Annotated in this window: 29 protein-coding genes; 28 read left to right on the top strand and 1 reads right to left on the bottom strand. The window is 68.5% G+C overall.

Features of this window, described 5'->3' with window-relative positions; translation table 11 throughout:
- The first annotated feature begins 198 nt into the window (after window positions 1–198).
- From ACWCPF_RS25690 to ACWCPF_RS25570, 25 genes are all read left to right on the top strand, one after another.
- The gene (locus ACWCPF_RS25690) at window positions 199–825 is read left to right on the top strand and encodes a bifunctional DNA primase/polymerase (protein ID WP_451047436.1); all 627 of its coding nucleotides are present in this window, start codon (window positions 199–201) and stop codon (window positions 823–825) included.
- Window positions 826–948: 123 nt separating this feature from the next.
- Entirely contained in the window at window positions 949–1,350 is a 402-nt protein-coding gene (locus ACWCPF_RS25685) for a phage terminase small subunit (protein WP_451047435.1), read from the top strand.
- A complete protein-coding gene (locus tag ACWCPF_RS25680) occupies window positions 1,322–3,094 on the top strand; it encodes a terminase (RefSeq protein ID WP_451047434.1) in 1,773 nt (590 codons plus the stop codon). The genes ACWCPF_RS25685 and ACWCPF_RS25680 overlap by 29 nt, the downstream gene beginning before the upstream one ends.
- Window positions 3,091–4,554, top strand: coding sequence for a phage portal protein (locus ACWCPF_RS25675; RefSeq protein WP_451047433.1), 1,464 nt, complete (start codon window positions 3,091–3,093; stop codon window positions 4,552–4,554). The genes ACWCPF_RS25680 and ACWCPF_RS25675 overlap by 4 nt, the downstream gene beginning before the upstream one ends.
- Window positions 4,535–5,350, top strand: coding sequence for a VG15 protein (locus tag ACWCPF_RS25670; RefSeq protein ID WP_451047432.1), 816 nt, complete (start codon window positions 4,535–4,537; stop codon window positions 5,348–5,350). The genes ACWCPF_RS25675 and ACWCPF_RS25670 overlap by 20 nt, the downstream gene beginning before the upstream one ends.
- A gap of 63 nt (window positions 5,351–5,413) precedes the next feature.
- Window positions 5,414–6,055, top strand: a complete 642-nt coding sequence (locus tag ACWCPF_RS25665; protein ID WP_451047431.1) for a hypothetical protein — start codon at window positions 5,414–5,416, stop codon at window positions 6,053–6,055.
- Window positions 6,056–6,074: 19 nt separating this feature from the next.
- Window positions 6,075–7,031 (top strand): phage major capsid protein, encoded by a 957-nt coding sequence (locus ACWCPF_RS25660; protein ID WP_451047430.1) that lies wholly within the window; start codon window positions 6,075–6,077, stop codon window positions 7,029–7,031.
- 74 nt (window positions 7,032–7,105) lie between these two features.
- Window positions 7,106–8,065 carry a glycosyltransferase family 4 protein gene (locus ACWCPF_RS25655; RefSeq protein WP_451047429.1) on the top strand — a complete coding sequence of 320 codons (960 nt, stop codon included), beginning with the start codon at window positions 7,106–7,108 and terminating at the stop codon, window positions 8,063–8,065.
- A 6-nt stretch (window positions 8,066–8,071) separates the two neighbouring features.
- Window positions 8,072–8,491 carry a hypothetical protein gene (locus tag ACWCPF_RS25650; protein ID WP_451047428.1) on the top strand — a complete coding sequence of 140 codons (420 nt, stop codon included), beginning with the start codon at window positions 8,072–8,074 and terminating at the stop codon, window positions 8,489–8,491.
- Window positions 8,491–8,865 (top strand): hypothetical protein, encoded by a 375-nt coding sequence (locus ACWCPF_RS25645; RefSeq protein ID WP_451047427.1) that lies wholly within the window; start codon window positions 8,491–8,493, stop codon window positions 8,863–8,865. The genes ACWCPF_RS25650 and ACWCPF_RS25645 overlap by 1 nt, the downstream gene beginning before the upstream one ends.
- Before the next feature lie 16 nt (window positions 8,866–8,881).
- Entirely contained in the window at window positions 8,882–9,217 is a 336-nt protein-coding gene (locus tag ACWCPF_RS25640) for an HK97 gp10 family phage protein (RefSeq protein WP_451047426.1), read from the top strand.
- Window positions 9,214–9,606: a phage tail termination protein gene (locus tag ACWCPF_RS25635; protein ID WP_451047425.1), complete on the top strand. Its 393-nt coding sequence runs from the start codon at window positions 9,214–9,216 to the stop codon at window positions 9,604–9,606. The genes ACWCPF_RS25640 and ACWCPF_RS25635 overlap by 4 nt, the downstream gene beginning before the upstream one ends.
- A 68-nt stretch (window positions 9,607–9,674) precedes the next feature.
- Window positions 9,675–10,262 carry a phage tail tube protein gene (locus ACWCPF_RS25630; RefSeq protein ID WP_451047424.1) on the top strand — a complete coding sequence of 196 codons (588 nt, stop codon included), beginning with the start codon at window positions 9,675–9,677 and terminating at the stop codon, window positions 10,260–10,262.
- 94 nt (window positions 10,263–10,356) lie between these two features.
- Window positions 10,357–10,779 (top strand): hypothetical protein, encoded by a 423-nt coding sequence (locus tag ACWCPF_RS25625; protein WP_451047423.1) that lies wholly within the window; start codon window positions 10,357–10,359, stop codon window positions 10,777–10,779.
- A 44-nt stretch (window positions 10,780–10,823) separates the two neighbouring features.
- On the top strand, window positions 10,824–11,192 hold the full coding sequence (locus ACWCPF_RS25620; protein WP_451047422.1) for a hypothetical protein: 369 nt from the start codon (window positions 10,824–10,826) through the stop codon (window positions 11,190–11,192).
- Between the two features lie 21 nt (window positions 11,193–11,213).
- Window positions 11,214–15,719, top strand: coding sequence for a hypothetical protein (locus tag ACWCPF_RS25615; protein WP_451047421.1), 4,506 nt, complete (start codon window positions 11,214–11,216; stop codon window positions 15,717–15,719).
- Window positions 15,720–15,731: 12 nt separating this feature from the next.
- Window positions 15,732–17,963: a hypothetical protein gene (locus ACWCPF_RS25610; protein ID WP_451047420.1), complete on the top strand. Its 2,232-nt coding sequence runs from the start codon at window positions 15,732–15,734 to the stop codon at window positions 17,961–17,963.
- An 8-nt stretch (window positions 17,964–17,971) separates the two neighbouring features.
- On the top strand, window positions 17,972–19,063 hold the full coding sequence (locus tag ACWCPF_RS25605; RefSeq protein ID WP_451047419.1) for a DUF5047 domain-containing protein: 1,092 nt from the start codon (window positions 17,972–17,974) through the stop codon (window positions 19,061–19,063).
- Window positions 19,060–19,689, top strand: a complete 630-nt coding sequence (locus tag ACWCPF_RS25600; protein ID WP_451047418.1) for a hypothetical protein — start codon at window positions 19,060–19,062, stop codon at window positions 19,687–19,689. The genes ACWCPF_RS25605 and ACWCPF_RS25600 overlap by 4 nt, the downstream gene beginning before the upstream one ends.
- A gap of 15 nt (window positions 19,690–19,704) precedes the next feature.
- Complete coding sequence (locus ACWCPF_RS25595) at window positions 19,705–20,319, top strand: hypothetical protein (protein WP_451047417.1); 615 nt, start codon at window positions 19,705–19,707, stop codon at window positions 20,317–20,319.
- Window positions 20,320–20,327: 8 nt separating this feature from the next.
- On the top strand, window positions 20,328–20,801 hold the full coding sequence (locus tag ACWCPF_RS25590; RefSeq protein ID WP_451047416.1) for a hypothetical protein: 474 nt from the start codon (window positions 20,328–20,330) through the stop codon (window positions 20,799–20,801).
- A 63-nt stretch (window positions 20,802–20,864) separates the two neighbouring features.
- A complete protein-coding gene (locus ACWCPF_RS25585; protein WP_451047415.1) occupies window positions 20,865–21,890 on the top strand; it encodes a hypothetical protein in 1,026 nt (341 codons plus the stop codon).
- 33 nt (window positions 21,891–21,923) lie between these two features.
- Window positions 21,924–22,289 carry a hypothetical protein gene (locus tag ACWCPF_RS25580; RefSeq protein ID WP_451047414.1) on the top strand — a complete coding sequence of 122 codons (366 nt, stop codon included), beginning with the start codon at window positions 21,924–21,926 and terminating at the stop codon, window positions 22,287–22,289.
- The gene (locus ACWCPF_RS25575) at window positions 22,290–22,721 is read left to right on the top strand and encodes a hypothetical protein (RefSeq protein WP_451047413.1); all 432 of its coding nucleotides are present in this window, start codon (window positions 22,290–22,292) and stop codon (window positions 22,719–22,721) included.
- On the top strand, window positions 22,714–23,049 hold the full coding sequence (locus ACWCPF_RS25570) for a hypothetical protein (RefSeq protein WP_451047412.1): 336 nt from the start codon (window positions 22,714–22,716) through the stop codon (window positions 23,047–23,049). Before ACWCPF_RS25575 ends, ACWCPF_RS25570 begins: the two co-directional genes overlap by 8 nt.
- Before the next feature lie 312 nt (window positions 23,050–23,361).
- Here the strand turns inward: ACWCPF_RS25570 and ACWCPF_RS25565 are convergent, their stop codons facing one another.
- Window positions 23,362–23,649, bottom strand: a complete 288-nt coding sequence (locus tag ACWCPF_RS25565) for a hypothetical protein (RefSeq protein WP_451047411.1) — start codon at window positions 23,647–23,649, stop codon at window positions 23,362–23,364.
- Window positions 23,650–23,799: 150 nt separating this feature from the next.
- On the opposite strand from ACWCPF_RS25565, the gene ACWCPF_RS25560 reads away from it, so the two are divergent.
- From ACWCPF_RS25560 to ACWCPF_RS25550, 3 genes are read left to right on the top strand one after another with little or no spacing between them, the layout of a single operon-like run.
- Window positions 23,800–24,249 carry a hypothetical protein gene (locus tag ACWCPF_RS25560; RefSeq protein ID WP_451047410.1) on the top strand — a complete coding sequence of 150 codons (450 nt, stop codon included), beginning with the start codon at window positions 23,800–23,802 and terminating at the stop codon, window positions 24,247–24,249.
- Window positions 24,246–25,268 (top strand): tyrosine-type recombinase/integrase, encoded by a 1,023-nt coding sequence (locus ACWCPF_RS25555; protein ID WP_451047409.1) that lies wholly within the window; start codon window positions 24,246–24,248, stop codon window positions 25,266–25,268. Before ACWCPF_RS25560 ends, ACWCPF_RS25555 begins: the two co-directional genes overlap by 4 nt.
- The gene (locus ACWCPF_RS25550; protein ID WP_451047408.1) at window positions 25,265–25,918 is read left to right on the top strand and encodes an endonuclease domain-containing protein; all 654 of its coding nucleotides are present in this window, start codon (window positions 25,265–25,267) and stop codon (window positions 25,916–25,918) included. The genes ACWCPF_RS25555 and ACWCPF_RS25550 overlap by 4 nt, the downstream gene beginning before the upstream one ends.
- Window positions 25,919–26,018: the final 100 nt, after the last annotated feature.

Below are 26,018 nucleotides of genomic sequence, written 5' to 3'. Positions count from 1 at the left end.
AGGGGGCATATCCCCCTATCCCAAGATCAGGAAGCTCGGCCCCGTATAGCACCTGACATCGCCCCCGGGTTTCCAGGGCGCTGACCTGCAGGTATGCGAGGGCGGCCTGACGGCCTTCCGGCCGGCTGATCGTCCCGACACGGTAACTGTGCAGGTCAAATGGCTGTAGTCGTTAACTTGACTCGCTAGACTGGCTGCATGCCAGGGACGCTTCAGAAGTGCGAGCACTGCGGTGGTGACCTGCCGGTGGTGCACCGGTCGGACCGCCGCTACTGCTCGAACTCCCACCGCGTCCTCGCGGCTCGAGCCCGCAAACGCGCACGCGATGCGAACATCGCCGCCGAGCAGCAGGCACGCATCCCGACGGAGTTGACCTCCGGCCCCCGCTGGGTGCGGCACAAGGACAAGGTGCCGATGCGCGTCGACGGCCGCTTCGCCTCGGTGAAGGACCCGTCGTCCTGGTCGGACTACCCCGCGGTGGCCGGCTCGCGCACAGGCGACGGCATCGGCTTCGTCCTGACGGCCGGTGACGGCATCGTCGTAGTCGACCTGGACCATGCGGTGGAGGGCGGCCGGGTATTGCCGTGGGCGCAGGCGATCGTGGACCGGCTGCCGCCGACGTACATGGAGCGTGGCCGGTCCGGTACCGGCCTGCACCTGTGGTTCCGTGGCGCGGTCCCGGCTGGCCGGCGCATCCGCCGGGGGGAGTTGGCGGTCGAGGTGTACTCGGATCGCCGCTACATCATCGTGGGCGACCGGGTTCCTGGTACGCCGTTGAGTCTTGCCGAGCTGCCTGATGCGGCCGGTTTGGTCGCCTCGCTCTGACGCCCCGGCGGCGTCCGTGGGGCGTCGTTGTTTCCAGCCCTCTGCGCGCCCTGGTGGCGTGCTCTGACCCTGGAGGTCGTCATGGGCGCTCGTGGACCTATCGGTAAGCGCTCCGAGGAGCGCATGGGCCATCGCTCGAAGGAAGATAAGGACTCGATCACCAAGGCCCCTTCGGGCGCTCCGGACGATCTGCCCGACCTGCCGGAGCCGAGTCCGCTGTGGGATCCGATCGCGACGGACTGGTATCTGTCGCTGCGAAAGTCGGGCCAGGCTGCGTTTTACCAGCCGTCGGACTGGGCCGTGGCCCGCTATGCCGCGGAGTTGATGTCGCGGGTTCTAGACTGCTCGGAGCGCGGCCCCAACGGGCAGCTGGTGGCGGCTCTCAACTCGGTGATGTCGTCGCTGCTGACGACGGAGGGCGACCGGCGCCGGGCGCGGATGGAGCTGGAGCGGAAGAAGCCAGCTTCGCAGGGCGACGCCGATGTGACGGTCCTTGATGACTACCGCTCCGCCTTCAGCGGCTGAGGCCGACGAGTCGGTCCCGGAGGTAGTCGAACCCGTCGTCATCGGCCCAACGTGGACGCGTGACGAGGTCGGCAACTTTGTTGAGCCCGCGTTCACCCTTGGGCATCACGTCTGGCGGTGGGCTGAGAAGAGCCTCCAGCATGGTGCCGGTCGACCGTGGCGTTTCACCTCGGAGCAGATCCGGATCCTCTTCTGGTGGTATGCCCTTGACCCGAAATCCGGGGAGTTCGTCTATCGGGATGCTGTGCTCCAGAGACTCAAGGGATGGGGCAAGGACCCGTTCGGGGCGACATTGTCCGCCGCCGAGTTCGTGGGGCCTTGCAGATGGCACGGACGGATCGCGAAGCGGGGCGAGATCCCTGGGGTTCCCGAAGGGCAGCCTGTAGGGGAGTCCCACCCTGAGGCTTGGGTGCAGATCGCTGCTGTGTCGAAGGACCAGACCCGCAACACAATGATCATCTTCGGCTCACTGTTCACGAAGGAAGCCAAGGCCGAGTACGGCATCGAGGTCGGCAAGGAGATCGTCTACGCCCACAAAGGGCTTAGCCGCATCGAGGCAGTGACCTCGTCGCCTCGATCGCTTGAGGGCGGCCGGACAACGTTCACGCTGCTCAATGAGACTCACCACTGGATTGAGTCAAACCAGGGCCACGAGATGGCCGCCACAATCGAGCGCAACGCGACGAAGTCGGCCGACGGGTCAGCCCGAACCTTCGCGATCACCAATGCTTTCGAGCCCGGTGAAGATTCGGTGGCTGAGCAGACGCGGGACGCCTATGAGGCGGCCGAAGCCGGCCGAGCCGAGGACACCGGCATTCTGTACGACTCGCTGGAAGCCCCGCCCGAGGCGAAGCTGACGCGGCCGTGGCTGGAGAAGGTGCTGAAGGCGGTCCGGGGTGACTCGGTCTGGCTGAACATTCCGCGCATCATGAAGTCGATCCTCGACGTCCGTAACCCGCCAAGCCGCTCTCGCCGCTTCTGGTACAACCAGATCGCCGCGGCCGAGGACGCGTGGCTGTCTCGCTACGAGTGGGATGCCTGCAAGCGTGATGATCTGGCGCTTACAGACGGCGATGAGGTCGTCCTCTTCTTCGACGGATCCAAGAGCGACGACGCGACGGGTCTGGCCGCTTGCAGGATGTCGGACGGTCTGGTGTCGGCTTTGGGTGTGTGGCAGAAGCCGCCCAACTGGCCGGCGCCGAACACGCCGGGCTTCGTGCCCTACCGGGTGCCGCGGGATGACGTGCACGGCGTCGTCGAGAATGCGTTCGCCCGGTTCAAGGTGCTGGCGTTCTTCGCCGACCCGGGCTCTGGCCAGGATGACGACGACGGCGAGATGTACTGGGACACCTACATAGACACGTGGGGTCAGACGTGGGGTCCCAAGCTGGCGCTGCGCTCGGTGTTGTCCGGCCCGAAGGCGCACGCGGTGCGCTGGGACATGCGTGATTCACGCAATCAGGAGACGTTCACGGATGCGGTGAAGCGCGCGCATGCGGACGTGCTGGAGCGAACGCTGCTGCATGACGGCCACAAGGTGCTGCGCACGCATGTGATCAACGCCCGTCGGCGGACGAACCGTTGGGGCATCACGATCGGCAAGGAGCATCGTGAGTCCGCTCGGAAGATCGACTTGGCGGTGTGCATGGTCGGAGCGCGGATGCTGCGCCGGATGATTCTCAACTCGCCGAAGCGGTCGAAGAAGAAGACGCCAGGTCGCGGGAGGGTGGTGGTGCTGCGGTGACCCTTTCCATCCCTGAACTTCCGCTGGTGTATCTGTCGGCTGACGAGCTGGCGCTGGTCAACCTGCTGCGGGCGGACATGCTGCGCGACCGGTGGGCCCTGCAGTTGCGGGATGCCTACTTCAACGGCGAGCAGCTGGTGCGGGATCTCGGGATCAGCATTCCGCCACAGCTCAAGGGTCTGCATACGGTGATCGGCTGGCCGCGGGTCGGACTCGAATCCCTTGAGGAGCGCCTCGATCTGGAGGCGTTCCGGTGGGCGGACGGCTCGGACTCGTCGGAGTTGACGGAGATCGCCGAAGCCAACGACCTGTTCGACGAGTCGTCGCTGGCCCACCTGGACGCGCTGGTGTACGGACGCGAGTACCTGGCCGTGGGCTCCGGGGACTGCGACGGCGACTGCCCGCCGCTGATCTCCGCCGAATCGCCGCTGGACATGACGCTCCTGTGGGACGCCCGTCTGCGCATGGGCACGGCAGCGCTTCGCGAGTGCGCGGCCGACACCTACATCGAGTCCGGGCCCGACGAGCGGATGCTGGTCCTGTACCTGCCGGACCAGACGGTGATGTGCCTGCCGAACGCTTCGGGCGGCTGGGAAGTCGTCGACCGCGACATGCACGACCTGGGGGTTGTGCCGGTGGTCCGGCTGGCGAACCGGCAGCGCACCGCGGACCGGGTGGGAAAGTCGGAGATCACCCCCGAGGTCATGTCCATCACGGATGCCGCTTGCCGGCGTCTGATGGGCATGGAGGTGGCGAGCGAGTTTTTCGGCGCCCCGCAGCGCTACATCCTGGGGGCTTCGGAGTCTGCCTTTCAGGACGCAGAGGGCAACGCCAAGAGCGCCTGGGAGACGTACATCGGCCGGATGCTCGCGTTGGAGCGGGACGAGGACGGCAACATTCCCGAGGTCGGCCAGTTCGCGGCGCACGACCCGTCCGGCCAGACGAAAATCATCGACCTGTACGCGAGGATCATGGCGTCGCAGATGTCGGTGGCCCCGCACGTCCTGGGCTACAGCAGCGACAACCCGGCCTCGGCGGACGCCATCCGCTTCGCCGACAACAGGCAGGTCAAGAAGGCCGAACGCCGCATCCGCCGCTTCGGCGCCGGATGGCAGCAGGCCATGCGACTGGCCTTGTGGGTACGGGACGGCGAGCCGCCGGAGAAGTCCCGGCGCATCGAGACGGTCTGGCGGAACCCTGCGACGCCCACGGTGGCGGCCCAGGTCGACGCCACGGTCAAGCTGGTGCAGGCGGGCATCATTCCCGCGGATTCCGACGTGACGCTGGAGATGGCCGGCTTCACCGAGACACAGAGGCAGCGCATCGCCGCGGACCGCCGGCGAAGCAGCGGCCGGGCCGGTAGTGCCTCGCTGATGGAGCGACTGGCTGCGCTCGACTCCGGCGACAGTGGTCGCAGCCCGGAGCCGTCGGAGGCCGACGTTGGCATCGACGACCTCTGACGGATCGGCTTCGTCCGGCAGGTGGCGTGCAGCGCAGCGTGGTCTGACCAGGCTGCTTCTGCGGGACCTGCTGGTGTTGCGTCGGCTTCTCGACCCGAACCGTCTGCAGGCGACGGTGCCGCCGTGGATCGACGCGGTGACCGAGGTCGTCGCCCGCTACTCGGATACGTCGGCGACTTTGGCCGCCGACTTCTACGACGGGGAGCGGGACGCGGCCGGCGCCCCAGGCACGTTCACGGTGCCACTGGCCGATCCGCCGCCGGACGAGCAGGTGGACGCTTCCATGCGGTGGGCCACGAAGGATCTGTGGCCGCGCGACGAAATCGAAGCGACGGCGGCCCAACTGGAGCCGCTCGACGTCCGGCTCGAAGCCGCGATGGCCAAAGCGGACTCAGCAGCACAGAAGCTCACCGCGGACGGCGGCAGAGAGACACTTCGGCAGGCGGTGAAGCAGGACCGTCAGGCGGTGGGCTACGCACGCGCTGCAGCGCTCGGAGCGTGCGCCTTCTGTCGACTCATGGCTTCGCGCGGGATGGTCTACAAGACTGCCGGAACCGCAGGTCAGGACGCGAACAATCGCTTCAGTGGCGACGCCAGCGTGGCCAAGTTCCATAACGATTGCCACTGCACAATCACTCCCGTCTTCCGCGGTCAGCGGTTCGAGCTGTCTCCGCATGCGGCGCGGTGGGATGAGATCTACCGCGAGTACGCCCAAGGTCATCCGGGGGACCAGCTTCGCCTGTTCAGGCGGGCGCTGGCGGAGCACGACTCGAATCCGCTCCCTGGATCCAACTGATCGATGAGGTCGCCCTGGTGGCGGCCTTTCTCATTTCCACAGCCCCTGGAGGGCCGATCCGTCATGTCCGAAGAGATCACTGTCGAGCCGACTGAGCCGACCGAGCCGAGCTCCGTCGATCCCGAGACCCCCGAGGTTCCTGTGGACCCGGTGGATCCCGACCCCGAGACGCCCCCGGAGGGCGACCCGGAGCCGTTCGACCGGAAGAAGTTCGAGGCCGAGCTGCGCAAGAAGAACAGCGAGGCCGCGAACCTCCGCAAGCGTCTGAAGGAACTCGAACCGCTGGCGCAGAAGGCCAAGGAGTTCGAGGACGCGAAGAAGTCGGAGACCGAGCGTCTCACTGACCAGCTGACCCGGGCGAACGAGCAGATCGCCGCTACCCGCAAGAGCCTCGTCGAGGCTCGCGTGCAGGCTCTGGCCGGTGCGCAGGTGGGGGAGCGGGCGGCGTTCACCGATCCGGAGGATGCGGTTGGCCAGCTCGATCTGACCTCGTACATCGACGAGTCGGGCTCGATCGACGAATCCGCTATCGAGGCGGATCTCCAGGCGCTGTTGGAGCGCAAGCCGCACTGGGCGAAGACCCAGCCCCCGGAGGGCCCGCGGCGTCCCGCACCGGATCGCACACAGGCGTCCGGCGCCAACAAGAAGCAGGCCCCCAACCCCCGCGACGAGTTCGCAGGGTGGCTGAGTTCGAAGCTCACGTAGCTTCGGGAGAAGAGACATCATGGCGGTCACCGCCCCCCTGACACTGGCCAATGTGGACGGTGCGCTTCTGCCGCGCACCATCACGGCCCCCATCTTCGAGAAGTCCGTGGAGGCGTCCGCGGTCATGCAGCTGGCACGCCCGGCACCGCTGGCCCTGGACGCGACGACGTCCGTGCCGATCCCGATGGACGTGCCGGTCGCCGACTGGGTCGGCCAGGCGGCGAAGAAGCCGCTGTCGACCGGCGGCGTCGACGTGAAGCAGATGCAGGCCAAGAAGGTCGCGGTACTCATCCCGGTCGCAATGGAGGTCGCGAAGACCAACGCGGGCGGCCTGTACGACCAGTTGCAGAAGGATCTGCCGACGGCGTTCGCGCGGGCCTTCGACCACGCGACGATCCACGGCAAGACGATGAAGGGTGCCACGGGCCCGTTCACCGAATACCTGGCAGCGACCACGAACAGTGTGGCGCTGGGCACGGCGGCCCAGGCCGACGGCGGCATCTGGGCGGACTTCGTCAACGGCATGGCGGAGGTCGTCGACAGCGACTGGGACTACACCGGAACGGTCGCCGACCACCGGCTGAAGCCGTCGCTGCTCCTGGCGACGGACACCACCGGCCGGCCGATCCTGGTGGACACGCAGACGCCGGGCACGAACATGGCGGCGGCGGGCACTCTGATTGGCGAGCCGCTCGCCTACTCCCGGTCGGTATCGGGAAAGCAGCGTCGGCAGTCCACGAGCTCGGACACGGGCCTGCGGGCGATCGGCGGCGACTGGTCCCAGGCGGCATACGGCGTGGGCATGGACATCACCGTGCGGATCTCCGACCAGGCCACCTACGTGGACGAGGAGGGCGGCGTCCACAGCGCGTTCCAGGAGAACCTGGTTTTGATCTTGGCCGAGGCCTACTACGGCTTCGTGCTGGGCGACGTGGACGCGTTCGTCAAGTACACCGGCACCCCGTCGGGGTCCTGATGGCGAGGGCTGTCCCGGTGTCCGCGCCGGGCGGGGCAGCCAAGCCCCTGAAGATCGTCGCCAGGGTTCATGCCATGCCTCCGGAGCACAATGCGGGGGCCGAGCACATGCTCGTGTCGATGCTGCGGCCTCTGGTGGAGCGCGGGCATGACGTGTCGGTGTGGCTGTCCCGCTATGGGAAGGCCCACAAGGAGTACGAGTACCGCGGCATCAAGGTGATCCCGCTGGAGTCGCGGCTCGACTTTTCGTCCGCGGTCCGGCGGGCGGATGTGCTGCTGGCGCATCTGGAGACGGTTCCGTCGACGGCGTCTCTGGCTCGCGGGTACGGCAAGTCGCTGGTCGTGGTGTGTCACAACACGCACCGGCCGACGTTCCGGGACGCGGCGGCCGGCGGGACCGCACTGGCGGTCTACAACTCGCTGTGGATGGAGCGGGAGGCGGAGTTGTTCTTCGCCGAATACCCCAAGTCCATCCGTCCTGAGGCGTCGCTGGTGGTGCGGCCGCCGGTGTTCGCCGACGAGTACGCGACGAAGCCCGGCACCGCGGTCACACTGGTCAACTGCAACCCGGAGAAGGGCGGCAAGGTCCTCAAGGCCCTCGCCGAACGCATGCCGGACCAGCAGTTCCTCGCCGTCCGAGGCGCCTACGGCGAGCAGATCATTCCCGATCTGCCGAACGTCGAGGTCGTCGAGCACGTCCGCGGCGAGGACATGCGGGAGAAGGTGTACGCCCGCACGCGGGTGCTGCTGATGCCGTCGTCCTACGAGTCGTGGGGCCGCGCGGGCTGCGAGGCCCTCGCTTCGGGGATCCCCGTGGTCGCGCATCCGACGCCGGGTCTGACGGAGTCGCTGGGCGAGGCCGGGATCTTCGTCGACCGCGAGGATGTGGCGGGCTACGAGGCGGTGCTGCGGAAGCTGAAGACGGCCGCCGAGTACCGGCTCGCCAGTAAGCGGGCGAAGGCCCGTTCCGCCGAGCTCGACCCCACAAACGATCTGTCTGCTTGGTGTTCCGCTATGGAGGGCCTGGCCCGGTAGGAGGTCATGATGGCGTTCGTTCCTCCTACTGCCGAACATCTCGGCCTGTATCTCGGGCTGCCGGAGATCGACGGGGACCGGGCTGACCTGCTCATCGCGACGGCTGTGTCTCTGTGTCAGACGATCGTGAAGCCGCTGCCTGAGGGTGCGGAAGCGGTCGTCCTGTCGGTTGCTGGACGCGCCTACGTGAATCCGCAGCAGGTGTCCTACGAGACGATCGGCCCGATGTCGGTGCAGCGTCCGCAGGGCTCGGGCGGCCTGTATTTGACGAAGAGCGACAAGTCGGCGCTCAAGTCTCTGGCGGGCCGGGGCGGTGCGTTCACGGTCGACCCGACGCCTGCGACCGCTGATCCTTCTCCGACTTGGCCGATCGATGATCTGTCCGGCTGGGCTGAGGACTATGAGGCGGGCTGGGGGTATTCCTGATGCCGGCCCCGTATCCGTTCGGGGAGACGGTGCGCATCGTGCGCACGGGCGAGTCGCCGGGGCGTGGGCCGCGCGGCCAGCCGCTGCCGGGCCCGGATGAGTCGTTCGACTTGGAGGGCTGTGCGGTGACGCCGCGCTCCGAGACGCCTCAGGTGGGCGGCACGGAGCAGCAGGGCCGCGACACGGTGATCGTCGGCTGGACCGTGAATGCGCCTGCCGCGCCGGCCGCCAAGATGCCCTTGCGGACCACCGATGAGGTGGTCATCCGGGGCGTGAAGTGCGAGATCACGGGCGAGCCCGGCGACTGGGGCAGGTCGGTGTTCACCGGCACCCGTGGTCCGATCCAGTTCGCCGCCGACCGTGTCACCGGCTGACCTATGGGGGTGTCCGTTGGCTGCCCGATTCAAGATGAGCCGCCAGGGCGTCGGCAAGATGCTGCGGATGCCCGGAATGCAGGCGGAGATGCTGCGCCGGGCCGACGTCATCAAGGACGTCGCGGTGGCGATCTCTCCGGTCGACGTGGGCGGCCCGCACCCGGGCCACTACAAGGGGTCCTGGGAGACGGACGGTACGGCTCGCGGAGGCCGGAACCGTGACCGCGCGGTGGGCTACGTCCGCAACACCGCCTACTACGCACGCTGGGTCGAGTACGGCAACGGAACGCCGGGGGCCCCAGCGCACCACGTCCTGCTGCGTGCGGCGTTGATGGGCGGGCGGAACCAGTGACCGCGATCGTCGACATCGAGCTGGAGCTCATCACGCGCGGCACCGCACGGTTCCCGGATGCCGTCGTGCGGGACGAGGTGGACAACGACCTCGGCGAGGAACTGCCGACGATCCAGATCACGCAGATTCCCGGCGGTGGAGACGACGGAATCCGGCTCGCCCGGATGATTGTCGACATCGACGTGTACGCCGCCGACCGGGCTGCTGCGATCACGCTCATGCGCGATGTGCATGCCTGGGTGACGGGCGAGCTGCGTGGCTCGTCCACGGCGGACCTCGTCATCGGCCGGACGGGCTGCCTGAGTCTGCCCGCGATCCGCCCCTACACGAACACCGCTCTGCGTCGTGCAGGCGGAACCTACGAGATCTTCTGCCACCCGGTCTCCTGACCGTTCGGGCCCGCGCCGGACCCCCTTTTCCCGCCCGTGCGCGGGCTCTTCGATGCTGGAGGCATCTCATGGTCAACATCACCCGCGCTGCGGATCTCCTGGAGGTCGGTGCGAACGGCGCCGGCTGGACCGCCCCGCTGGGCACCGCCTCGCCGGCCGATCCGGAGGTTCAGCCGCTCTCTCCGTGGCTGCCGCTGGGCGCAATCAGCGACGACGGTCTGGTCCAGGGTTTCGACGAGGACTCGCAATCGTTCACACCGTGGGGTTACACGGCTCCGATCCGCACCACGATCACGTCGAGCCTGCGGACGTTCGGGCTGACGGTGTGGGAGACGGGCCGCACCACGGTGCAGAGCCTGCAGTACCGAGTCGACGTCGCGGATCTCGCCCCGGTGTCGGGGCTGACCTCGTTCGCGGAGACCGCATCCCCGGAGCCGGACCGCAGGGCGTTCTGGTTCGTCGTCCTGGACGGCGACTCCTTCCAGCGCGGCTTCTACGTGCCCGAGGGCGAGATCACCGAACGCTCCGACGTCTCCCACAAGCAGGACGAGGTCGCGGGCTTCGAGTGGACGATCACCGCCTACCCGGACGCGTCCGGCCAAACGGTTTACCACGCTGACCGGGTGCCGGCCACGGCCGCGTACACCGGGTCCTGAGACGGGTGGGCGGGCTGTACAGCCAGCCGGCGCGGGCCCGGCCCGCCCACCTCCTAAATCCTGCCCGCGCCACAGAACGAAGGAGGCCCGCGCCATGGCCAACAGCACCCCCCGCACAGCAAGCAGCAGGAAGCCCCGATCGGCAGCACGAGCGGCGTCGCGGCCTGCAACCGCACGACAGAATGCCGAGCCCGAGGAGGCGGAGGTCTCTGCGGCGGACGCCCAGGAGATCGAGGCCGAGGGCCACTACGTCACCGCCGAGCTGTGCGGGGAGGAAGTGCAGGTCATCCCGTCTACGGTGTGGAGGTCTTCCTGGCAGCGGATGCTGAACCAGGGCGACCTCGACGGGTTCGCCGAGAAGATCCTCGCCCCGGAGGACTACGAGCTATATCTGGAGCTCGATCCGACGATCGCCGAGTTCCTGGAGTTCGCGCAGGACGCCGCGGGGCGTGCGGGTGAGAGCCTGGGAAACTCCAGTGGACCCGCTCCGTCGTCGAGGCGCACGCGGAGGCGGTAGAGGCGGATCTGTTCCGCTACTACAACGGTGTCGACCTCCTGGACGTGCACCGCGGGGAGATGTCGTGGCGGCGGCTGCGGGTCCTCATCCAGAATCTGCCTGCCGAATCGGCGACGTGGACGGCGCTCCGTAACGGCCTTACGGCGGAGGAGATCTCCAGGCAGTCGGAGCACGGCGAGCCCGAGAAGGGCCGCTGGTCGCAGGCCGACCAACTCCTTGCCTCCGCGGTGGACGCGATCCGCCGCGTCGAGTGGGTGCTGTGGAGCGTGAACATCGAGCAAAGGTCGAAGCGCCCGGATCCCCCGGAGCCGATGCGTCGTCCGGGTGCGGGGCCGAAGGCGAAGAAGCGGGCGCGGCTCACCGAGGACAGCGCCGGAACCCTCTTCCAGTTGATCAACGGGGGCGCCGCGTAGGGCGCCGGGAGGAGGCTTCCGGTGCCCGCCATCTCTGTTGGCAGTGTCGAGGTCGATGTCCTGCCCAACGTGCAGGGCATCTACAACCGTCTGCGCAGCGCTCTGGTGCCGGCGGCGACGCGGGCGGGCCGGGATGCCGGTGACGCGGCGGGGCGCGCGTTCGGTCCGGCGATGCAGGGCCAGATCGGCAACGTAGGCCTTCAGATCGGGCAGCGGATCGGGCAGCAGATCGCCAGCCGGATCACGGCTTCTCTGCGCACCGCCATCCGCAATGGGGTGACGCAGGGCGGGCAGACGGCCCGCCCTGTGGCGACTCGGCAGGGCGAGGAGACGGGCGGCGCGTTCGCCCGCTCGCTGCGGGCCCGCCTGCAGGCCGCGTTCCGGTCCATGCCCAAGCTGGACGTGCGCCTGTCCGACACCGGCATCGACGCGGACCTGGCCCGGCTGCGGGCACGGCTGGAGACCCTCGCGGGCAAGACGGTCGGCATCGACATCGACGCCGAGACGGCTCGGGCCGAGGCCACAGACATCGAGGAGCGGCTGCGCCGGATCGGCGCCGCACACCCCAACGTCGCGGTGCGCGCCGACACGGCGGCGGCCATCGCCCAGCTGCGGCTGCTGCGGGAGCAGATCGACGAGGTGTCTGCGCATCCGGCGCACATTCGGGTGGAGACGGACGGCACGTTCGGGCAGCGGCTTCGCGCGCAGGTGCAGGCCGCTGAGGCGTCTCTTCCGAACATCAACCTGACCGCGGACTCCACTGCGGCCGAGGTGGAGATCGCCCGGCTGCGTGCGCAGTTGACTGCGCTGCGGGATGTGCGGATCGGCGTCGACATGGACACGGCGACGGCGACCGCCCGCATAGATGCGATCCAGGCACGTCTGCAGCGCCTTTCTGCGTCGGACGCGGATGTCGCGGTCCGCGTCGATTCGGCGGCTGCGGCGGCGCAGTTGGCGGCGATCCAGGCGCTGGTGAACCGGCTGGACGGGCAGACTGCGCGGGTCAACGTGCGCGTGTCTGGCATGCAGATTCTGGTGGCGTCGGCGCTGGCGTTCGGTCCGGCGATCATTCCGGCGCTGCCGGTCGTCGCGGCGGGCCTGGGTGCGATTGCCGCGGCCGGTGTTGCTGCAGCGGCGGGTATCGGCGGTATCGCGCTGGTCGCGATTCCTGCTTTCAAGCAGATCTCGACGGTGTTGCAGGCGCAGAAGGCTGCGCAGGATGCGGCGTCGCAGGCCACGTTGCGGGGCGGGCAGGCGGCGTCTCAGGCGGCTCAGAAGGCGTTGCAGATGGCCGGGGCGCAGCAGCAGCTGGCGTCGGCGGAGCGTAACGGGGCCCGGCAGATCGCGCAGGCGCAGCAGGCTGTGCGCCAGGCCCGGCAGCAGGCGGCGGACGCGGTCGTCCAGGCGGCGCGGAAGGTTCAGGACGCGGAGCGGTCGCTGGCGGACGCTCAGCGGGACGCGAAGCAGGCCCAGGCCGACCTGACGGCCGCTCACCGTACTGCGGCGCAGGAGCTGGAGGACATCAACAACCGGCTGGCGGGCTCGAGGCTTTCGCAGCGTGACGCCGAGATCGCGTTGAAGGAGGCGACCGCCCAGCGCAACGCGGTTCTCCGGAACGCGAACGCGACCGAGCTGGACAAGCAGAAGGCGCTGCTGGCCTACGACCAGGCGGTTCAGCGGCTGAAGGAGCAGACGCTTGAGACGGGCCGGCTGAAGACGGAGACGGTTGCCGCGAACATGGCGGGCGCCGAGGGCTCGAAGACGGTTACGGACGCCCAGAATCGGGTCGCCGAGTCCCAGCGGAAGGTGACGGACCAGCAGCAGGCGCTGCGGGAAGCCCAGGTGGACACGGCCCGTCAGGTCGCCGACGCTCAGCAGCGGGTGTCGGAGGCGACGGCGAATGTGGCGGTCGCGCAGCAGTCTGCGGCGGACGCGGTCACTTCGGCGCAGCGCCAGATTCAGTCGGCGTCGCTGTCGGCGGCCGGGAGTGTGGATCAGGCTGCGATCGCTCAGGCGAAGTATCAGGCGGAGTTGGCGAAGCTGACGCCGGCGGCCCGGGAGACGCTGACGGCGTACACGGGTCTGAAGACGGCGTTCTCGGGCTGGTCAAAGTCGCTTCAGCCTCAGGTGATGCCGATTTTTACGCGGGCCATCAACGGGTTGAAGAACAGTCTGCCGGGCCTGGCGCCGTTCGTCGTCGCGGCCGCGACGGCGATCGGTGGTTTGCAGGACCGGGCGTCGAAAGGCTTCAAGTCGCCGTGGTGGCAGTCCTTCAAGAAGGACCTGCTGGAGTCGGTGGTGCCTGCCATCACCGGCCTTGGTGTCGGCTTCGCGAACATCTTCAAGGGCATGGCGGGGATCGTGCAGGCTTTCCTGCCGCACATGGATTCGATCTCGGAGACGATGCAGCGGATCACGGGCCGGTTCGCGAAGTGGGCGACGAATCTGAAGGGCTCGCCCGAGTTCGAGCGGTTCCTTGATTACAGCGCGAAGATGGGCCCGATTCTGGCCGAGACGCTGGGCGACGTGTTCAGCGGGATTTTCAACGTGAGTCGTGCTCTGTCGCCGATTTCGACGGTCGTGCTGAAGGTGTTGGGCGGGATCTTCGACGCGATCGGCATCGTCGCGGACAAGGCTCCGTGGCTCATCCAGCTGATCTACGGGATCATCGTTGTGACGAAGCTGTGGGCGATCGCGCAGGCCGTTTTCAACGCGATCATGGCGGCGAATCCGTATGTGCTGGCAGCGCTGGCGATCGTCGCCTTGATCGGCTTCGTCGTCTACGCCTACAACAAGTTTGGCTGGTTCCGCAAGGCCGTCCAGGCGGCGTGGGACGGGATCAAGTGGGCGGCGCAGGCCGTCGTCGACTGGTTCAAGGGCCCATTCGTCGGCTTCTTCACGAAGACCCTCCCCGGAGCGTTCCAGACGGCCCTGAACTGGGTGAAGCGGAATTGGCCGTGGATCATCGGCGCTTTGGGCGGGCCGATAGGCCTCGCCGTCGTCGCGGTGATCAAGCACTGGGATTCCATCAAGGGGGCGTTCTCGTCCGCCTGGGACTGGATCAAGCGGAATGTGTTCTCGCCGATCGGCACGTTCTTCACGAAGACGATTCCGGGCTGGGCGACGACGTTCCAGCAGAAGGTGGTCGCCGCGTTCAACCTGGCGAAGACGGGCATCAAGACCGCCTGGGACGGGATCAAGAGCGTCACCCGGGCGCCTGTCCAGTACGTCGTGGACTTTGTCTACAACACGGGCATCCGCGGCGTCTGGAACAAGATCGCCGGGGCGTTCGGTGCTCCGAAGCTGCCCGAGTTCAAGTTCCGCCGCGGTGGCGTCATGCCCGGCTACACGCCCGGCAAGGACGTTCACAAGTTCGTCTCTCCGACGGGCGGGGCACTGGAGCTGTCGGGCGGCGAGGCCATCATGCGGCCGGAATTCACGAGGGCTGTGGGCTCGGGGTTCGTGAACACGCTGAACGCGATTGCCCGTTCCCGGGGCGCGCAGGGCGTGAAGGCTGCCCTGGCACCGGCGTTCGGCGGGAACCCGGCGGCTCCGACGGACCGCTCGCTGAAGTACTCGGCCGGCGGCGTCACGCAGTCGTTCGCGGACGGCGGCATCTTCGGCTGGATCAAATCAGCCGGCTCCGCGGCGCTGGGCGCGGGCTCGGCAGCCTGGAACAAGATCAAGGAGGGCGCGTCCTGGCTGACGGACACCCTCCAGGCGTCCGCGCGCGCGGGCGTCAAGAACGTCGTCGACCCGCTGCTCAAGTCGTTCCCCGGCATGGACACCGGGATCGGGCAGCTGATCCGCCACATCCCGACCAGGATCGTCGACGCCTTGTTCGGGTACTCGGAGAAAGCCGACGAGAAGGGCGCCGGAGGTATCGGCGGGCCCCGCATCCAGGCCGCGCTGAACTGGGCGAAAGCCCAGGCAGGCAAGCCGTATCTGTGGGGCGGCGTCGGCCCGGCCGGTTTCGACTGCTCCGGGTTTATGGGGGCGATCGAGAACGTCATCCGGGGGCTGAAGCCGAACTCGCGGCGCTGGGCTACCGGGGCGTTCTCCGGCAGCGTCGCGCCTCCCGGCTGGGTGAAGGGCGGGGCTTCGGCGTTCCGCGTCGGAATCACGAACGCCGGCGTCGGGCACACGGCGGGCACGCTCGGGAAGACGAACGTCGAGTCGAGGGGAGGCGACGGCGTCGTCGTCGGGGCGCGCGCCCGCGGCTACAAGGACGGACTGTTCACCTCCTGGTACGGGTTCAAGCCGGGGTCCTACGACTCCGGCGGCTACCTGCAGCCCGGCCTCAACCTGGCCTACAACGGCACAGGCAGGCCGGAGCCGGTGTTCACGCGGCAGCAGGCGAACGCCCTGACGTCGGTGGCGGCACGCGGTAGCGCGTCCGGACCGGCGTCGTTCGAGGGAGACCTGTACCTCGACAGCGGCGAGTTCCTCGGCAAGGTCCGGGGCGAGGCGACCGCGGTCGTGCACCAGGAGCAGCAGAAGCTGATCTCCGTTCTGAACGCGAGCTGAGGAGGTTCCCGTATGACGATCCCCGGGAACTTCCTCAGCAGTGCGACAGAGAGCATGGATCCGTCGATCTCCGGGTGGACGGTCAAGCTGAACTGCACGCTGTCGAAGGGCGCCGGCGGCCGGAACGGCGAGGGCGTCCTGACGGTCAAGTCCGTGGCGTCCGGCGAGATGCAGGCGCGGACGGTGTCGTCGTATCCGATCGTCGACGGAACGCTGTACCAGGCGTTCGCCGACGCGTCGGGTGCGACGGTGCCGGAGCGGATCGGTATCCGCTGGCTGACCGCGGCAGGCGTCGAGGTGTCCATCACATGGTCGCCGACCACCGCTGCGGCGTCCGCGACGTGGCACCGGATCAGCGTTGGCGGGGTCGCACCGGTGGGGGCGACGCAGGCTCAGGTGCTGCTGTCGTCCACGCCGGCCGCCGGCCTCGTCAACAGCTTCTACGAGAACGTCTACCTCGGCCTGCCCTACCGGTCGCCGGGCAACTTCCTCAGCTTCAACGCCGAGTCGACGGACGTGGACGCCACCCCATGGACGTCGGAACTGAACTGCAGCGTCTCCCGCACGGTCCCGGCGCTGGACTGGGGGGCCACCTGGTATTACGCGGGCGGCCCCATGGCCACGATGACGGTCACCGCGTCCTCAAACGCGGCAATGCGGCTGACAGAGCGGCCCGGGATCACGCCGGGCGTCGAGTACCTGGGCTACATCTACCTGAGCCCGCCCACGAGCGGGTCGACGGCCTGGGTCGAGCTGCGCTTCTACGACAGCGGCGGCACCCAGATCCAGGCCACCAAGTCCATTCTGGCGGCCCCGGGCACGGGCGCGTACCGGCAGATCGTGTCGGACATCGCACCAGCCGGCGCTGCGACATGCTCGCTGGCGGTCGGCCTGGACAGCCCGACCGCAGCCCAGATCCTGCGCGTCGACACCGCGGTCATACGGTCCATGACAGCGGTGATGGCCGGCACGGTCGTCCCGTACTCGTCGGCGAGCTTCGAGCAGTCGGCGGGCGGCTGGACCGTGACGTCCGGGGTGGCTACCGCAGCCCGGTCCACGCCGTGGGGAGCCGCTGCATACGCGGGCAGCTACAGTCTCGCGGTCGCATCGGCGACGGCGACTTCGTCGACCTGGCGCTCGCCGCTGTTCAATCTCTCGAATCCGGTCGGCCAGAACTTCCGCGCGATGATCGTCTGCAAGCTCAACGCGGGCAGCTGGACCACGATCACCGTGAAGATCCACTGGTACAGCGCCGCGTCCGGCGACTTGGGAGTTTCGACGGGGACGGCCTACGCGCTGCCCGGTGGCTCCTGGTTCGCGATGACGACCGACGCGGTCGCCCCCGCAAGCACAGCGAAGGCCGCGATCGAAGTCGTCGGCGTCGCCGGGTCGGTGACCAGCAGCCTGTGGATGGACTACACGGCGCTGTGGCCGGTGCTGCCGCTGACTGCGGTCACCGAGCACGACGACCGCGCCTACGCCACGCTGACGCTGCGGGAACTGACCGTCGACTACCTGATCACTGTCTACCGGGTGACGGCCGACGGTACCCGCACGCCAGTGCGCGGCCCGTCCGGGCTGTACGACAAGGACGTCATCACCTCCGACCTGCTCATCATCGAGGACCACGAGGCACCGCTCGAGCAGGTCGTCTACTACTTCATCGAGATCTACACGGCGGCCGGGGTTCTTGCGTCGACCCGCAACTCCTCGGTCATCACGCTCGACGTCGACGACGTCAACTTCTGCTGGCTGAAGGATCCGGGCAATCCGCAGCGGAACATGCAGATCCTGGTCAAGCAGGCCCCCGACTGGTCCGATCCCATCGAGCAGACCGCGCACAAGGTCCGCGGGAGGCAGAACGCGGTCATCCTCAGCGACATCCGCGGCGGCCAGGAGGGCAGCCTCGCCGTCTGGACCCGATCCGACGACGAACGCAAGGCTCTTCGCTGGCTGCTCAGCTCCGGCAACGTCCTGCTGTGGCAGACCGCCCCGGGCATGGGCGAAGACGACGTGTACGTCAACGTCGGCCCCGTCGCCCGGCCGCGGGTAAGCCCGGTGGCGACGGAGGAGTGGCGGGAATGGACGCTGCCCCTGACGGAGGCCGACATGCCCGTCACCGTCGGCGTCAACGGCAGCGCAGACCGCACCTGGCAGAACGTCCTGAGCGGCTTCGCGACCTGGCAGGCCGTACTCGACGCGTATCCGACGTGGGAAGACGTGCTCCTCGACCAGCGCAGGTAGGAGGTGCGGTGTACCCCGTCTCCGACCGCTTCCTCGCCCGCCTCGCCGAATCACACCAGGTCGCCAGCCAGGTCAAGCTGTTCCTCACCGATGGGCGGGTCCTCGACCTGGAGCACGAGGGCGGCTCGGTGCAGGTCGACAGGCAGGCGGCGATCCGCCGCACCTGCTCGGTCACTGTCGCAGACCCGACGCTGATCCCGCGCACGGCCGCCGACGAGCTCGCCATAAACGGGGCCAGGCTGCGAGTCAGCCGCGGCGTGTTCTACGGCGACGGCTCCTCGGAGCTCGTACCACTCGGCGTGTTCCGGCTGGACGAAGCGGGCGGCGACGTCAACGACGGCCCGGTGACCTTGCAGGGCAAAGACCTCTCGGCCGTCATCCAGGACGACCAGTTCACCGACCCGTGGACGTCGACGGGCACCGTCGTCGCTGCCGTCACCGCGCTGGTGCAGCGCTCCGTGCCGGACGTCGAAGTGGTCTCGACGATCGTCGACGTGGCGATCGGTCGCCGCGTCTTCGACATCGAGGCGGACCCGTGGGTGGCCTGCAAAGAGATCGCCGCCGCAGCCGGCGCGGAGGTGTACTTCACCCCGGACGGCACCGTCACCATCGCCACCCTGCCGGACATTCTGACGACGACTCCGGTGTGGGAGATCGCAGCGGCGGAGGGCGGTGTCTACATCCGCGCCAACCGCGGCATGTCCAGCGCCGGCGTCAAGAACGGCGTCCTCGCCCGCGGCGAGAACACGGCCGACAACGTGGCCCCTGTGCGGGCCCTGGTTACCGACAACGACACGAGCAGCCCCACCTACTGGGGCGGTTCCTTCGGGCGCCGCCCCCGCTTCTACTCCTCGCCGACGCTGATCACGACCGGTGCTTGCACCGCTGCAGCAACGTTGCTGCTGGCGCAGGCGAAAGCCCCGAACGCCTCCGGCGACATCAGCTCGCTGCCGAACCCTGCGCTCGAGGCCGGCGACGTTCTGCGCATCACGCACCCTGACGGGTCCCGCGAGCTGCAGCAGCCCGCCAGCTTCACCGTCCCGCTAGGCCAGGACGGCGACTTCCCGATCAGCACGATCTCGGCGAAGGAGGACGCGTGACCGAAGCGAAGTCGGGACAGGGCGTCCACCGCGACCTGGCGTCGGCGATGCGGCAGCAGGCGAAACGCACGGGCCAGTCGACGCCCAGTGTCCGCGGCTCCGACTGGCGGCTGGCCACCGTGTCCACCGTGAACTCGGACGGCACTGTCGCCGCAGACACCGACACCATTCCGAGCATTCGCCGCCTCGCCACCTATCAGGCGCCTGCGGTGGGCGACGTCATCGTCATCTCCCAGTCGTCGACGGGGAACTGGGTCGCGCACGGCCGGATGGTGCCGGCCACCGGCGATGCCTGGACCGCGCCGTCCTTGACCTCGCCGTGGATCAACTACCCGGGTGGTGGCAACTACCAGGGCGCCCGCTACAAGAAGCAGGCCGACGGCATCGTCGTCATCGAAGGCCTCATCGCCTCCAACGGCACTTCCGTGTCCGGCGTTTCCAACGTCTTCACGCTCCCGGCCAGCTACCGGCCCACCGCGACTCTCGTCTTCGGGACGCTCAACACCGGCAACGTGATCAGGCAGCTCGAGGTGGTCGAGACCGGCGTCGTCCGGTTCGCCGCCCTGCCCGCCGGCGCCGTCGGCTTCATCTCCATCAACTGCCAGTTCCTAGCCGCCACCACCTAGGAGGACACACGCCTCATGGCCGGACAGGACTCCTACTCGCAAGGCATCGTGGTGGCGTCCCTGACAGACGCTCCGAATGCTGAGGCGCTCGCCCGCAACCTCGCCGACGCCATCGCCCCCCGCACCGTGATGCGGTTCGCGTCCGCGTCCGCCCGCTCGGCGGCCCTAACCGGGGCGACTGCGCCCGTCGAGGGCATGGTGTCCTGGCTGCAGGACACGAACTTGCTGTACGTGTACGACGGTTCCGCCTGGCAGGTGCAGTCGAGCTACGAGCTGATGGCGTGGACCGCGATCACATCGCTCGGTTCGTTCGCGGGCGGCTTTTCGGCCTCGTCCCCGGCGCCGCGCATGCGGAAGCTGTCGATCCTCGGGGTGGAGGTGTGGGAGTACGAGGGACGCATCACCGCCAGTTCGTTGTCGGCCGCCACCACGACGACGATGTTCACCTTCAACGTGGGGCACCGGCCGGCGAGCGGCCACGGCTACATGACCTACAACAGCTCGCACTACGCGTCCCGGGTGACGATCTCCCAGACGGGCGTGATGTCGGTGTCCGTCCCCGCAGAGGCGGGCGGCTCGGTGACGACGATCTATCTGGACGGCATCCGCATCACCAACCCGGCCCTGTGAGGAGCGACATGAAGCGCCGCTTCCTGGCCGTCCCCGCTCTTCTCGCCGCGCTGCTCCTGGCTCCGGCCGGTCCTGCCGCGGCACCGGTCGCATCCGCGACTGCAGCCTCCGATGTTCTCGTCACCGAGCCGGGCACCCGGCTCGCCCTGATCTCCTGTGCGCTCCGCAACACCGGCTCGGGCTGGGCGGTGATCGCCGACGTCGGGCATCAGCCGTCTGGGTGCGACGCCGTGGTCACGCACGCTGACCATCTCGAACTCCAGCACGACGTCGACGCGGCGAAAGTCTCGAGCCTTGCGGTCACCGTCGACGAGACCTATGCCAAGTCCGGGCTCCGTGTCGGTGCGTCCGTCGGCTTCGACCTCTCGAACATCTATCTCTACTCCGGCACGGCCGGGAGCACGGCCCTCAATCCGGCAAGCGTCTCAGCGACCAACGGCAACCTGTGGGTGCAGGGCTACCTGGTCCTCCCCGCCTCCTGACACCGCCCGCCACCCTGCCGCCCCGAGCCTCCCGGCCGGGGCTTCGTCATGTTTGGAGCAGCCATGCCCGACCTGTGGATGCCGGGCGCAACCCGGCTCGACATAGGCGACCACCAGCCGACCGACGGCGGCCCCGCCAAGGCTATTGGCCACATCACGTGGGACAAGAACGCGTCCGCAGCCAAGCCGATCGCGCTTGTGTCCTATGAGACTCTGCGCGACTACTTCGGGAAGAACCCCGCGGGTCAGGCCGTCGCCCCGCATGTCTTGTGGGATCCGTTCACGGGCCGCGTCACGCAGTTCGTCCCGGCGAACTGTCGGTCCAAGTCCCTGGCTGACGAGGCTGGCGGGACGCGCACCAACCGGGCGGGGAGGGTCGTCATTCAGGTCGAGGCGTTGTTCTTCCCGTACTGCAAGGTCGACGGGAAGGTGTACGCCCGCCTGGTCGACACCCCTTGCAAGGGCTGGGCGGAGCTCCAGGCGTGGGTGAACTCCTGGGGCGTGCCCAACACGTGGCCGATGGGCAGGCCGACGAGCTTCGCCCCGAACCGGTCCGAGTCCGTCTGGGAGTCGAAGGCCGGCTGGTACGGCCACAGTCAGGTACCGGAGAACGACCACCAGGACCCGGGCAGTTGGCCGGCGTTCGTCAGCGAGCCGAAGCCGCCCACTCCCACCCCGACCGTTCCGAAGCCTGTTCAGGAGTCCGACGTGCCTGCTGCCCTCAACGAGTCCAACAAGATCGACGTCGAGGTCGGCGGCGACTGGCTGCCGCTCGCCTTCAAGGACGAGGGCGCGCTGCTCGCCGGGCCCGTGCCCGTCCTGGACGTCACCGTGCATCTGTACTTCGACACGGCGGCCAGCCCGGACACGAAGGTGCAGGGCCAGTTCTACCTGACCAACGCCGACGACAGCGGGGCGTCCAACGCTCTCGTCGTCGACAAGCGGGGCGGCGGCGGCCACCAGTTCACCCACAGCCAGCCCATCCCCGCGGGCAGGAAGCTGTGGTTCCAGGTGCGGGCCATCAGCCCCGACGGCAAGCCCGTCACCCTCCTCCACCGCGTCGCGTCCGGACCGTACTGGACCGCCTGACCTCAGCTCGTCCTCAGAGAAACGAGAACCCCCGTGAAGATCAGAATCTTCGGACGTGAGCCCGCCCTCGCCCTGAACACGCTCAGCGGCATCCTCGGCCTCATCGTCACCTTCAACGTCGGCCTCACCGAGAACCAGGCCGGATGGCTCGTCGCGGGCACCTCCGCCGTCCTCGGCGCCATCGCAGCCGCCCTCACGCGCCCCGTCGCGGTCCAGGCCTTCACCACACTCGTCGCCACCACCGCCTCCGCGGTCGCCGCGTTCGGCTACGACGTCGCACCCACCACGACCGCCGCCGTCAACGGCGCACTCCTGGGCATCATCATGTTCATCACCCGCGGCCAGGTCTCCCCTGCCAGTCCCACCGCGCCCGCGAACACGCCGGCCCGGGGCGTGTAGATGCCGCGACGTGCACTACGGCGGCTCCGTCGGACGCTCGGCCGGCGCGGGGCGTTCCTGCTGTCGTTCGGCACGGTGTGGACGCTGATCGGATACGGCCAGGTCACCTCCCCGCCACCGGACCAGCGCGGCCTGAAGCTGCTGCTGGACAGGGTGCCGCTGGACGTGTGGGGCTGGCTGTGGATCACGGCCGGGCTCGTCGCGATCGTGTCGTCGTTCCTGCCGCAGGGCTCCGACCGGTTCGGTTTCTTCGCCCTGGTCGTGATCGTTGCGCCGTGGATCATCTCCTACCTGTATGCCTGGTGGGACGGCGGCTTCCCCAGAGGGTGGATCGCGGCAGCCCTGTACGGCGGGTTGGCGATCGGAATCATGGTTGCGGCCGGATGGGGGGAGCCTCCGCGGCCCAAGAGAGAAGAGCCACCGTATGCCTGACGGGAACACCATCGCCACGCTTCTCGGGACGATCGCGACCGGGGGGCTGGCGGCTTGGGCCGCACGCTCGGCGAAGCGCACGAAGCGGCAGGAGAACCGCGACGACTTCACCGAGATCAAGAAGGCGCTGAACGAGCGGATCGACGACCTGAAGAACGATCTCACCGGGCAGCAGGAACAGATCACCGGGCAGGGCGCGGCAATCTCCTGGCTGGTCGTGGACCGCAGGAGTCTTGTGGCGACGATCCGTGGCGCGGGGTTGAAGCCGCCGGCACCGCGCCCGATACCGGACCGGGCCCGGCCATACCTCGACAGCGTCGACGTGTGAGAACTGGAGTGCGATATGCCCACACGTGATCCACGTCCGATGGAGCCACGAAGCCGTGAGGGCGGTGCGGACATCGGCAGTCTCGTCGCGATGGGCGTCGAGGAAGCCCCGCCGATCCCGGAACCACCCACCCCGCCGCCTCCCGTGGAGGGCTGACCAGTGGCTGACGACGAAGAGCTGCCGTTCTGGCTGTCCCCACGCCCGTTCCGCGAACCGAAGCTTCCACCGCGCGACGAAGACGAGTGACCCGGCCCCTCCCTCTGGGAGGGGCCTACCGCTGTTTCTGCGGGCGGAACGACAGCGCATGCCCCGTCAGATTGGGGCGTCGCCGTTGCCCTCGATGCGGATCCGGAACTGGCCGGCTGGGGAGTCGAGCCAGTCGGAGATGTCGGGGCGGATGAAGTCGCCCTGGCCTCGGTCCGTGCGGAGGGTCCCCTGCTGCAGGTTGACCATCTCGATGGGCTTGCTCTGGTCGGGGACGGTCAGGGTGCCGCTCCAGGAGGTCCGCCTGCCGACGGCGACCTGGGTGAGGCTCGCGGTGACGGGCAGCTCGCGTCCGTTGTCGAGGATCAGGGCGGCGGGGCCGGTGTAGGTGCTCATGTTCGGCGAGCGTAGCGGCCTGCACTGACATTGGGTGCCGACGCGGCGCGCGTCTGCTGACGCGTAACGCTCCGCTGGGTGCTGCCAGTTGATCAGCAGCGACCCTCGATAACATGCCATATCACGGGCGAAAAAACGGTACAATTGGCTATGTCCCAGAACCCCCTGAACCCGCGCCCAGAAGCAGTTGCTGCCGCCGATTGGTGGGCACAGCAACTCGACCAGCCGCCCGTCCATGGGCTCGGCGCCCGAGAGCAGACGGACATGGCGAACGCCGCGACCGCCGTCGGCCGGACAGAGAAGACACCCGAGCAGATCGAAGCCTTCCGTGTCGCGCTCGCAGAGGTGATCGAGCAGAAGCTGAGGGAGCGCCCCGAGGAGTGGCGACCAGACAACCCGTCGTGGGCCAGCGCCTTCCGCCAGATCGCGGGCGACTATCGACCCGCCCAGGAGTTGGAGACGGCCGCCGAGGAGGCTGGCTTCAAGCTGAAGATGTTCGACGTGCCTATGAAGACGGTCATGTGGGTCAACCCTGGGATCGTCAAAGTAGCGGTCGGGCATGGCGGCATCACGGAAGTCGTATGGCAGGAGGGCTGGTGACCGAAGCCATCGTCCCGCGCCAGCCGGACGCCACCCCCGCCGTCTACGACGCTGCGACGCTCGCTGTCCTGCACGCCATGGAGGAGGCAGCCGAGAAGCACCTCGACGCCATCCGCCCCGAGAACACGAAACGCGGATACGCCAACGACTGGGCGCTGTGGAAGGAGTTCCACGGCTGGCTGACCGAACTGACCGGGCACCCGCTGCCGTTTACCGCCGTCACCAAGGGCACGCTCGTCGGCTTCGTCGTCTGGCTCGACACCATCAAGCTCGCCGCCCCCAACTCGATCGACCGCCGGATCACCGGCGTCACCGTCACCGCACGGAACGAACACGGGGTCGAGGTGCCCAAGGCGGCAACGGTCGCCGCGCGGCAGGCCCTCAAGCCGCTGAAGAACGACCCCGAGCGCATGGCCCGCGGCCGAGGGAAGGCCGCCGCCGTCACCCCCGAGCAGCTCCGGCAGATGAATGCTGCTGTCGCCGACGGACTCACCGGGCTCCGTGACCGCGCCCTCTGGCTCATGGCCTTCGGGATTGCCGGACGCTCCGCCGAAGTCGCCGCCCTGCGCGCCGAGGCGGTCGTCCACGTCAGCCAGGGCCTGGAGGTCCACGTACCCGCGGTGAAGGGCCGGCCACCCCGAGACGTCGTCGTCGGCTACGGCCGCAACCCCGACACCTGCCCCGTCCGAGCCTGGCTCACCTGGCGCGCCGCCACAGGCATCACCGCCGGACCCGCCTTCCTGCCCATCGACGTCTGGGGCACCATGGGCGACCGCACACTGTCCGCCGAAGCAGTCCGCGAGATCATCGCCCGCAACGCCGAACGAGCAGGCGTCGCCGTCCGACTGACCGGCCACAGCATGCGAGCCGGATTCATCACCACATCAAGGCGCGCCGGGAAGCGCGAGGAGAAGATCCGCGAACAGTCCGGCCACGCCGAGAACAGCCCCGCCTTTTGGGGCTACATCCGCGAAGCCGACAAGTGGACCGGCGCGGCATCGGAGGACATCGGGCTGTGAACTCGATCTGCACCGCAACGACCGTGTCCGGGTGCCCCTGCAAGGCGCAGGCTAGCCAGTGGCCGCAAGGTGTCGTCGGCAACCCGCAACTCTGTGGACGCCACCTGCCCGTAGACCTGCGAGAGATACGCGACGTCGGCTTCGCCGAGCTGGAGCGGCGCCGCGCTGAGCGCCTGGACGCCCGCGACCCCGTGTGCTGGTCGTGGGCTCCGGAGATCCCGCTCGACCGCATCGCCGACGAATACGGGTGGAGTGCGGACGACTTCACGCCCCGATTCCGCGAGCGCGACGAGCAGGCGCTACGCGTGGCTCTCGCGGCGTGGCACGGACGCAGGTGTGCCGTATGCGGATTCCACGGCCTGCGCCTCGTCGACGACCACGACCACGACACCGGGCTGATCCGTGGCCTGCTCTGCCGGAGCTGCAACGGCCGCGAGCCGCCCGACGACGGCCTCTTTCGGAAGTATCGCGACAGGCCCCCGGCGGAGATCCTGGACATTCGCCTGCGCTACTGGGATCACTTCCACGGATGGGCAGAGCCGCGCGCCATCAACCCGAATCGGCTCGACAACCACCCCGCCTACGCGCTCGCGGCCCGGCTGGGGGAGCGCCTCCAGCAAGACGGAGCCGACGGGGACGCGGGCCTGTGAACTACTTCCGGCCGCGATCTTCCGCGCTGGCCGGATTGTGGTGCATGGTGTCTGTGGGTGATCCGGGACCCCCAGGTGCGGAATCCCCCTCGCTGGGCCC

Source organism: Streptomyces sp. NPDC001858, from assembly GCF_053594615.1.
The sequence above is the reverse complement of the archived record's forward strand: the minus strand, read 5'-3'. Positions and strand labels throughout refer to the sequence as shown.

Coding starts and splice junctions, on each gene's coding strand:
- ACWCPF_RS25650 (WP_451047428.1), top strand. CDS start 8,072: ATGATGGCGTTCGTTCCTCCTACTGCCGAACATCTCGGCCTGTATCTC.
- ACWCPF_RS25610 (WP_451047420.1), top strand. CDS start 15,732: ATGACGATCCCCGGGAACTTCCTCAGCAGTGCGACAGAGAGCATGGAT.
- ACWCPF_RS25645 (WP_451047427.1), top strand. CDS start 8,491: ATGCCGGCCCCGTATCCGTTCGGGGAGACGGTGCGCATCGTGCGCACG.
- ACWCPF_RS25630 (WP_451047424.1), top strand. CDS start 9,675: ATGGTCAACATCACCCGCGCTGCGGATCTCCTGGAGGTCGGTGCGAAC.
- ACWCPF_RS25655 (WP_451047429.1), top strand. CDS start 7,106: ATGCCTCCGGAGCACAATGCGGGGGCCGAGCACATGCTCGTGTCGATG.
- ACWCPF_RS25625 (WP_451047423.1), top strand. CDS start 10,357: ATGGCCAACAGCACCCCCCGCACAGCAAGCAGCAGGAAGCCCCGATCG.
- ACWCPF_RS25680 (WP_451047434.1), top strand. CDS start 1,322: ATGACTACCGCTCCGCCTTCAGCGGCTGAGGCCGACGAGTCGGTCCCG.
- ACWCPF_RS25575 (WP_451047413.1), top strand. CDS start 22,290: ATGCCGCGACGTGCACTACGGCGGCTCCGTCGGACGCTCGGCCGGCGC.
- ACWCPF_RS25665 (WP_451047431.1), top strand. CDS start 5,414: ATGTCCGAAGAGATCACTGTCGAGCCGACTGAGCCGACCGAGCCGAGC.
- ACWCPF_RS25560 (WP_451047410.1), top strand. CDS start 23,800: ATGTCCCAGAACCCCCTGAACCCGCGCCCAGAAGCAGTTGCTGCCGCC.
- ACWCPF_RS25565 (WP_451047411.1), bottom strand. CDS start 23,649: ATGAGCACCTACACCGGCCCCGCCGCCCTGATCCTCGACAACGGACGC.
- ACWCPF_RS25590 (WP_451047416.1), top strand. CDS start 20,328: ATGAAGCGCCGCTTCCTGGCCGTCCCCGCTCTTCTCGCCGCGCTGCTC.
- ACWCPF_RS25570 (WP_451047412.1), top strand. CDS start 22,714: ATGCCTGACGGGAACACCATCGCCACGCTTCTCGGGACGATCGCGACC.
- ACWCPF_RS25660 (WP_451047430.1), top strand. CDS start 6,075: ATGGCGGTCACCGCCCCCCTGACACTGGCCAATGTGGACGGTGCGCTT.
- ACWCPF_RS25690 (WP_451047436.1), top strand. CDS start 199: ATGCCAGGGACGCTTCAGAAGTGCGAGCACTGCGGTGGTGACCTGCCG.
- ACWCPF_RS25595 (WP_451047417.1), top strand. CDS start 19,705: ATGGCCGGACAGGACTCCTACTCGCAAGGCATCGTGGTGGCGTCCCTG.
- ACWCPF_RS25585 (WP_451047415.1), top strand. CDS start 20,865: ATGCCCGACCTGTGGATGCCGGGCGCAACCCGGCTCGACATAGGCGAC.
- ACWCPF_RS25685 (WP_451047435.1), top strand. CDS start 949: ATGGGCCATCGCTCGAAGGAAGATAAGGACTCGATCACCAAGGCCCCT.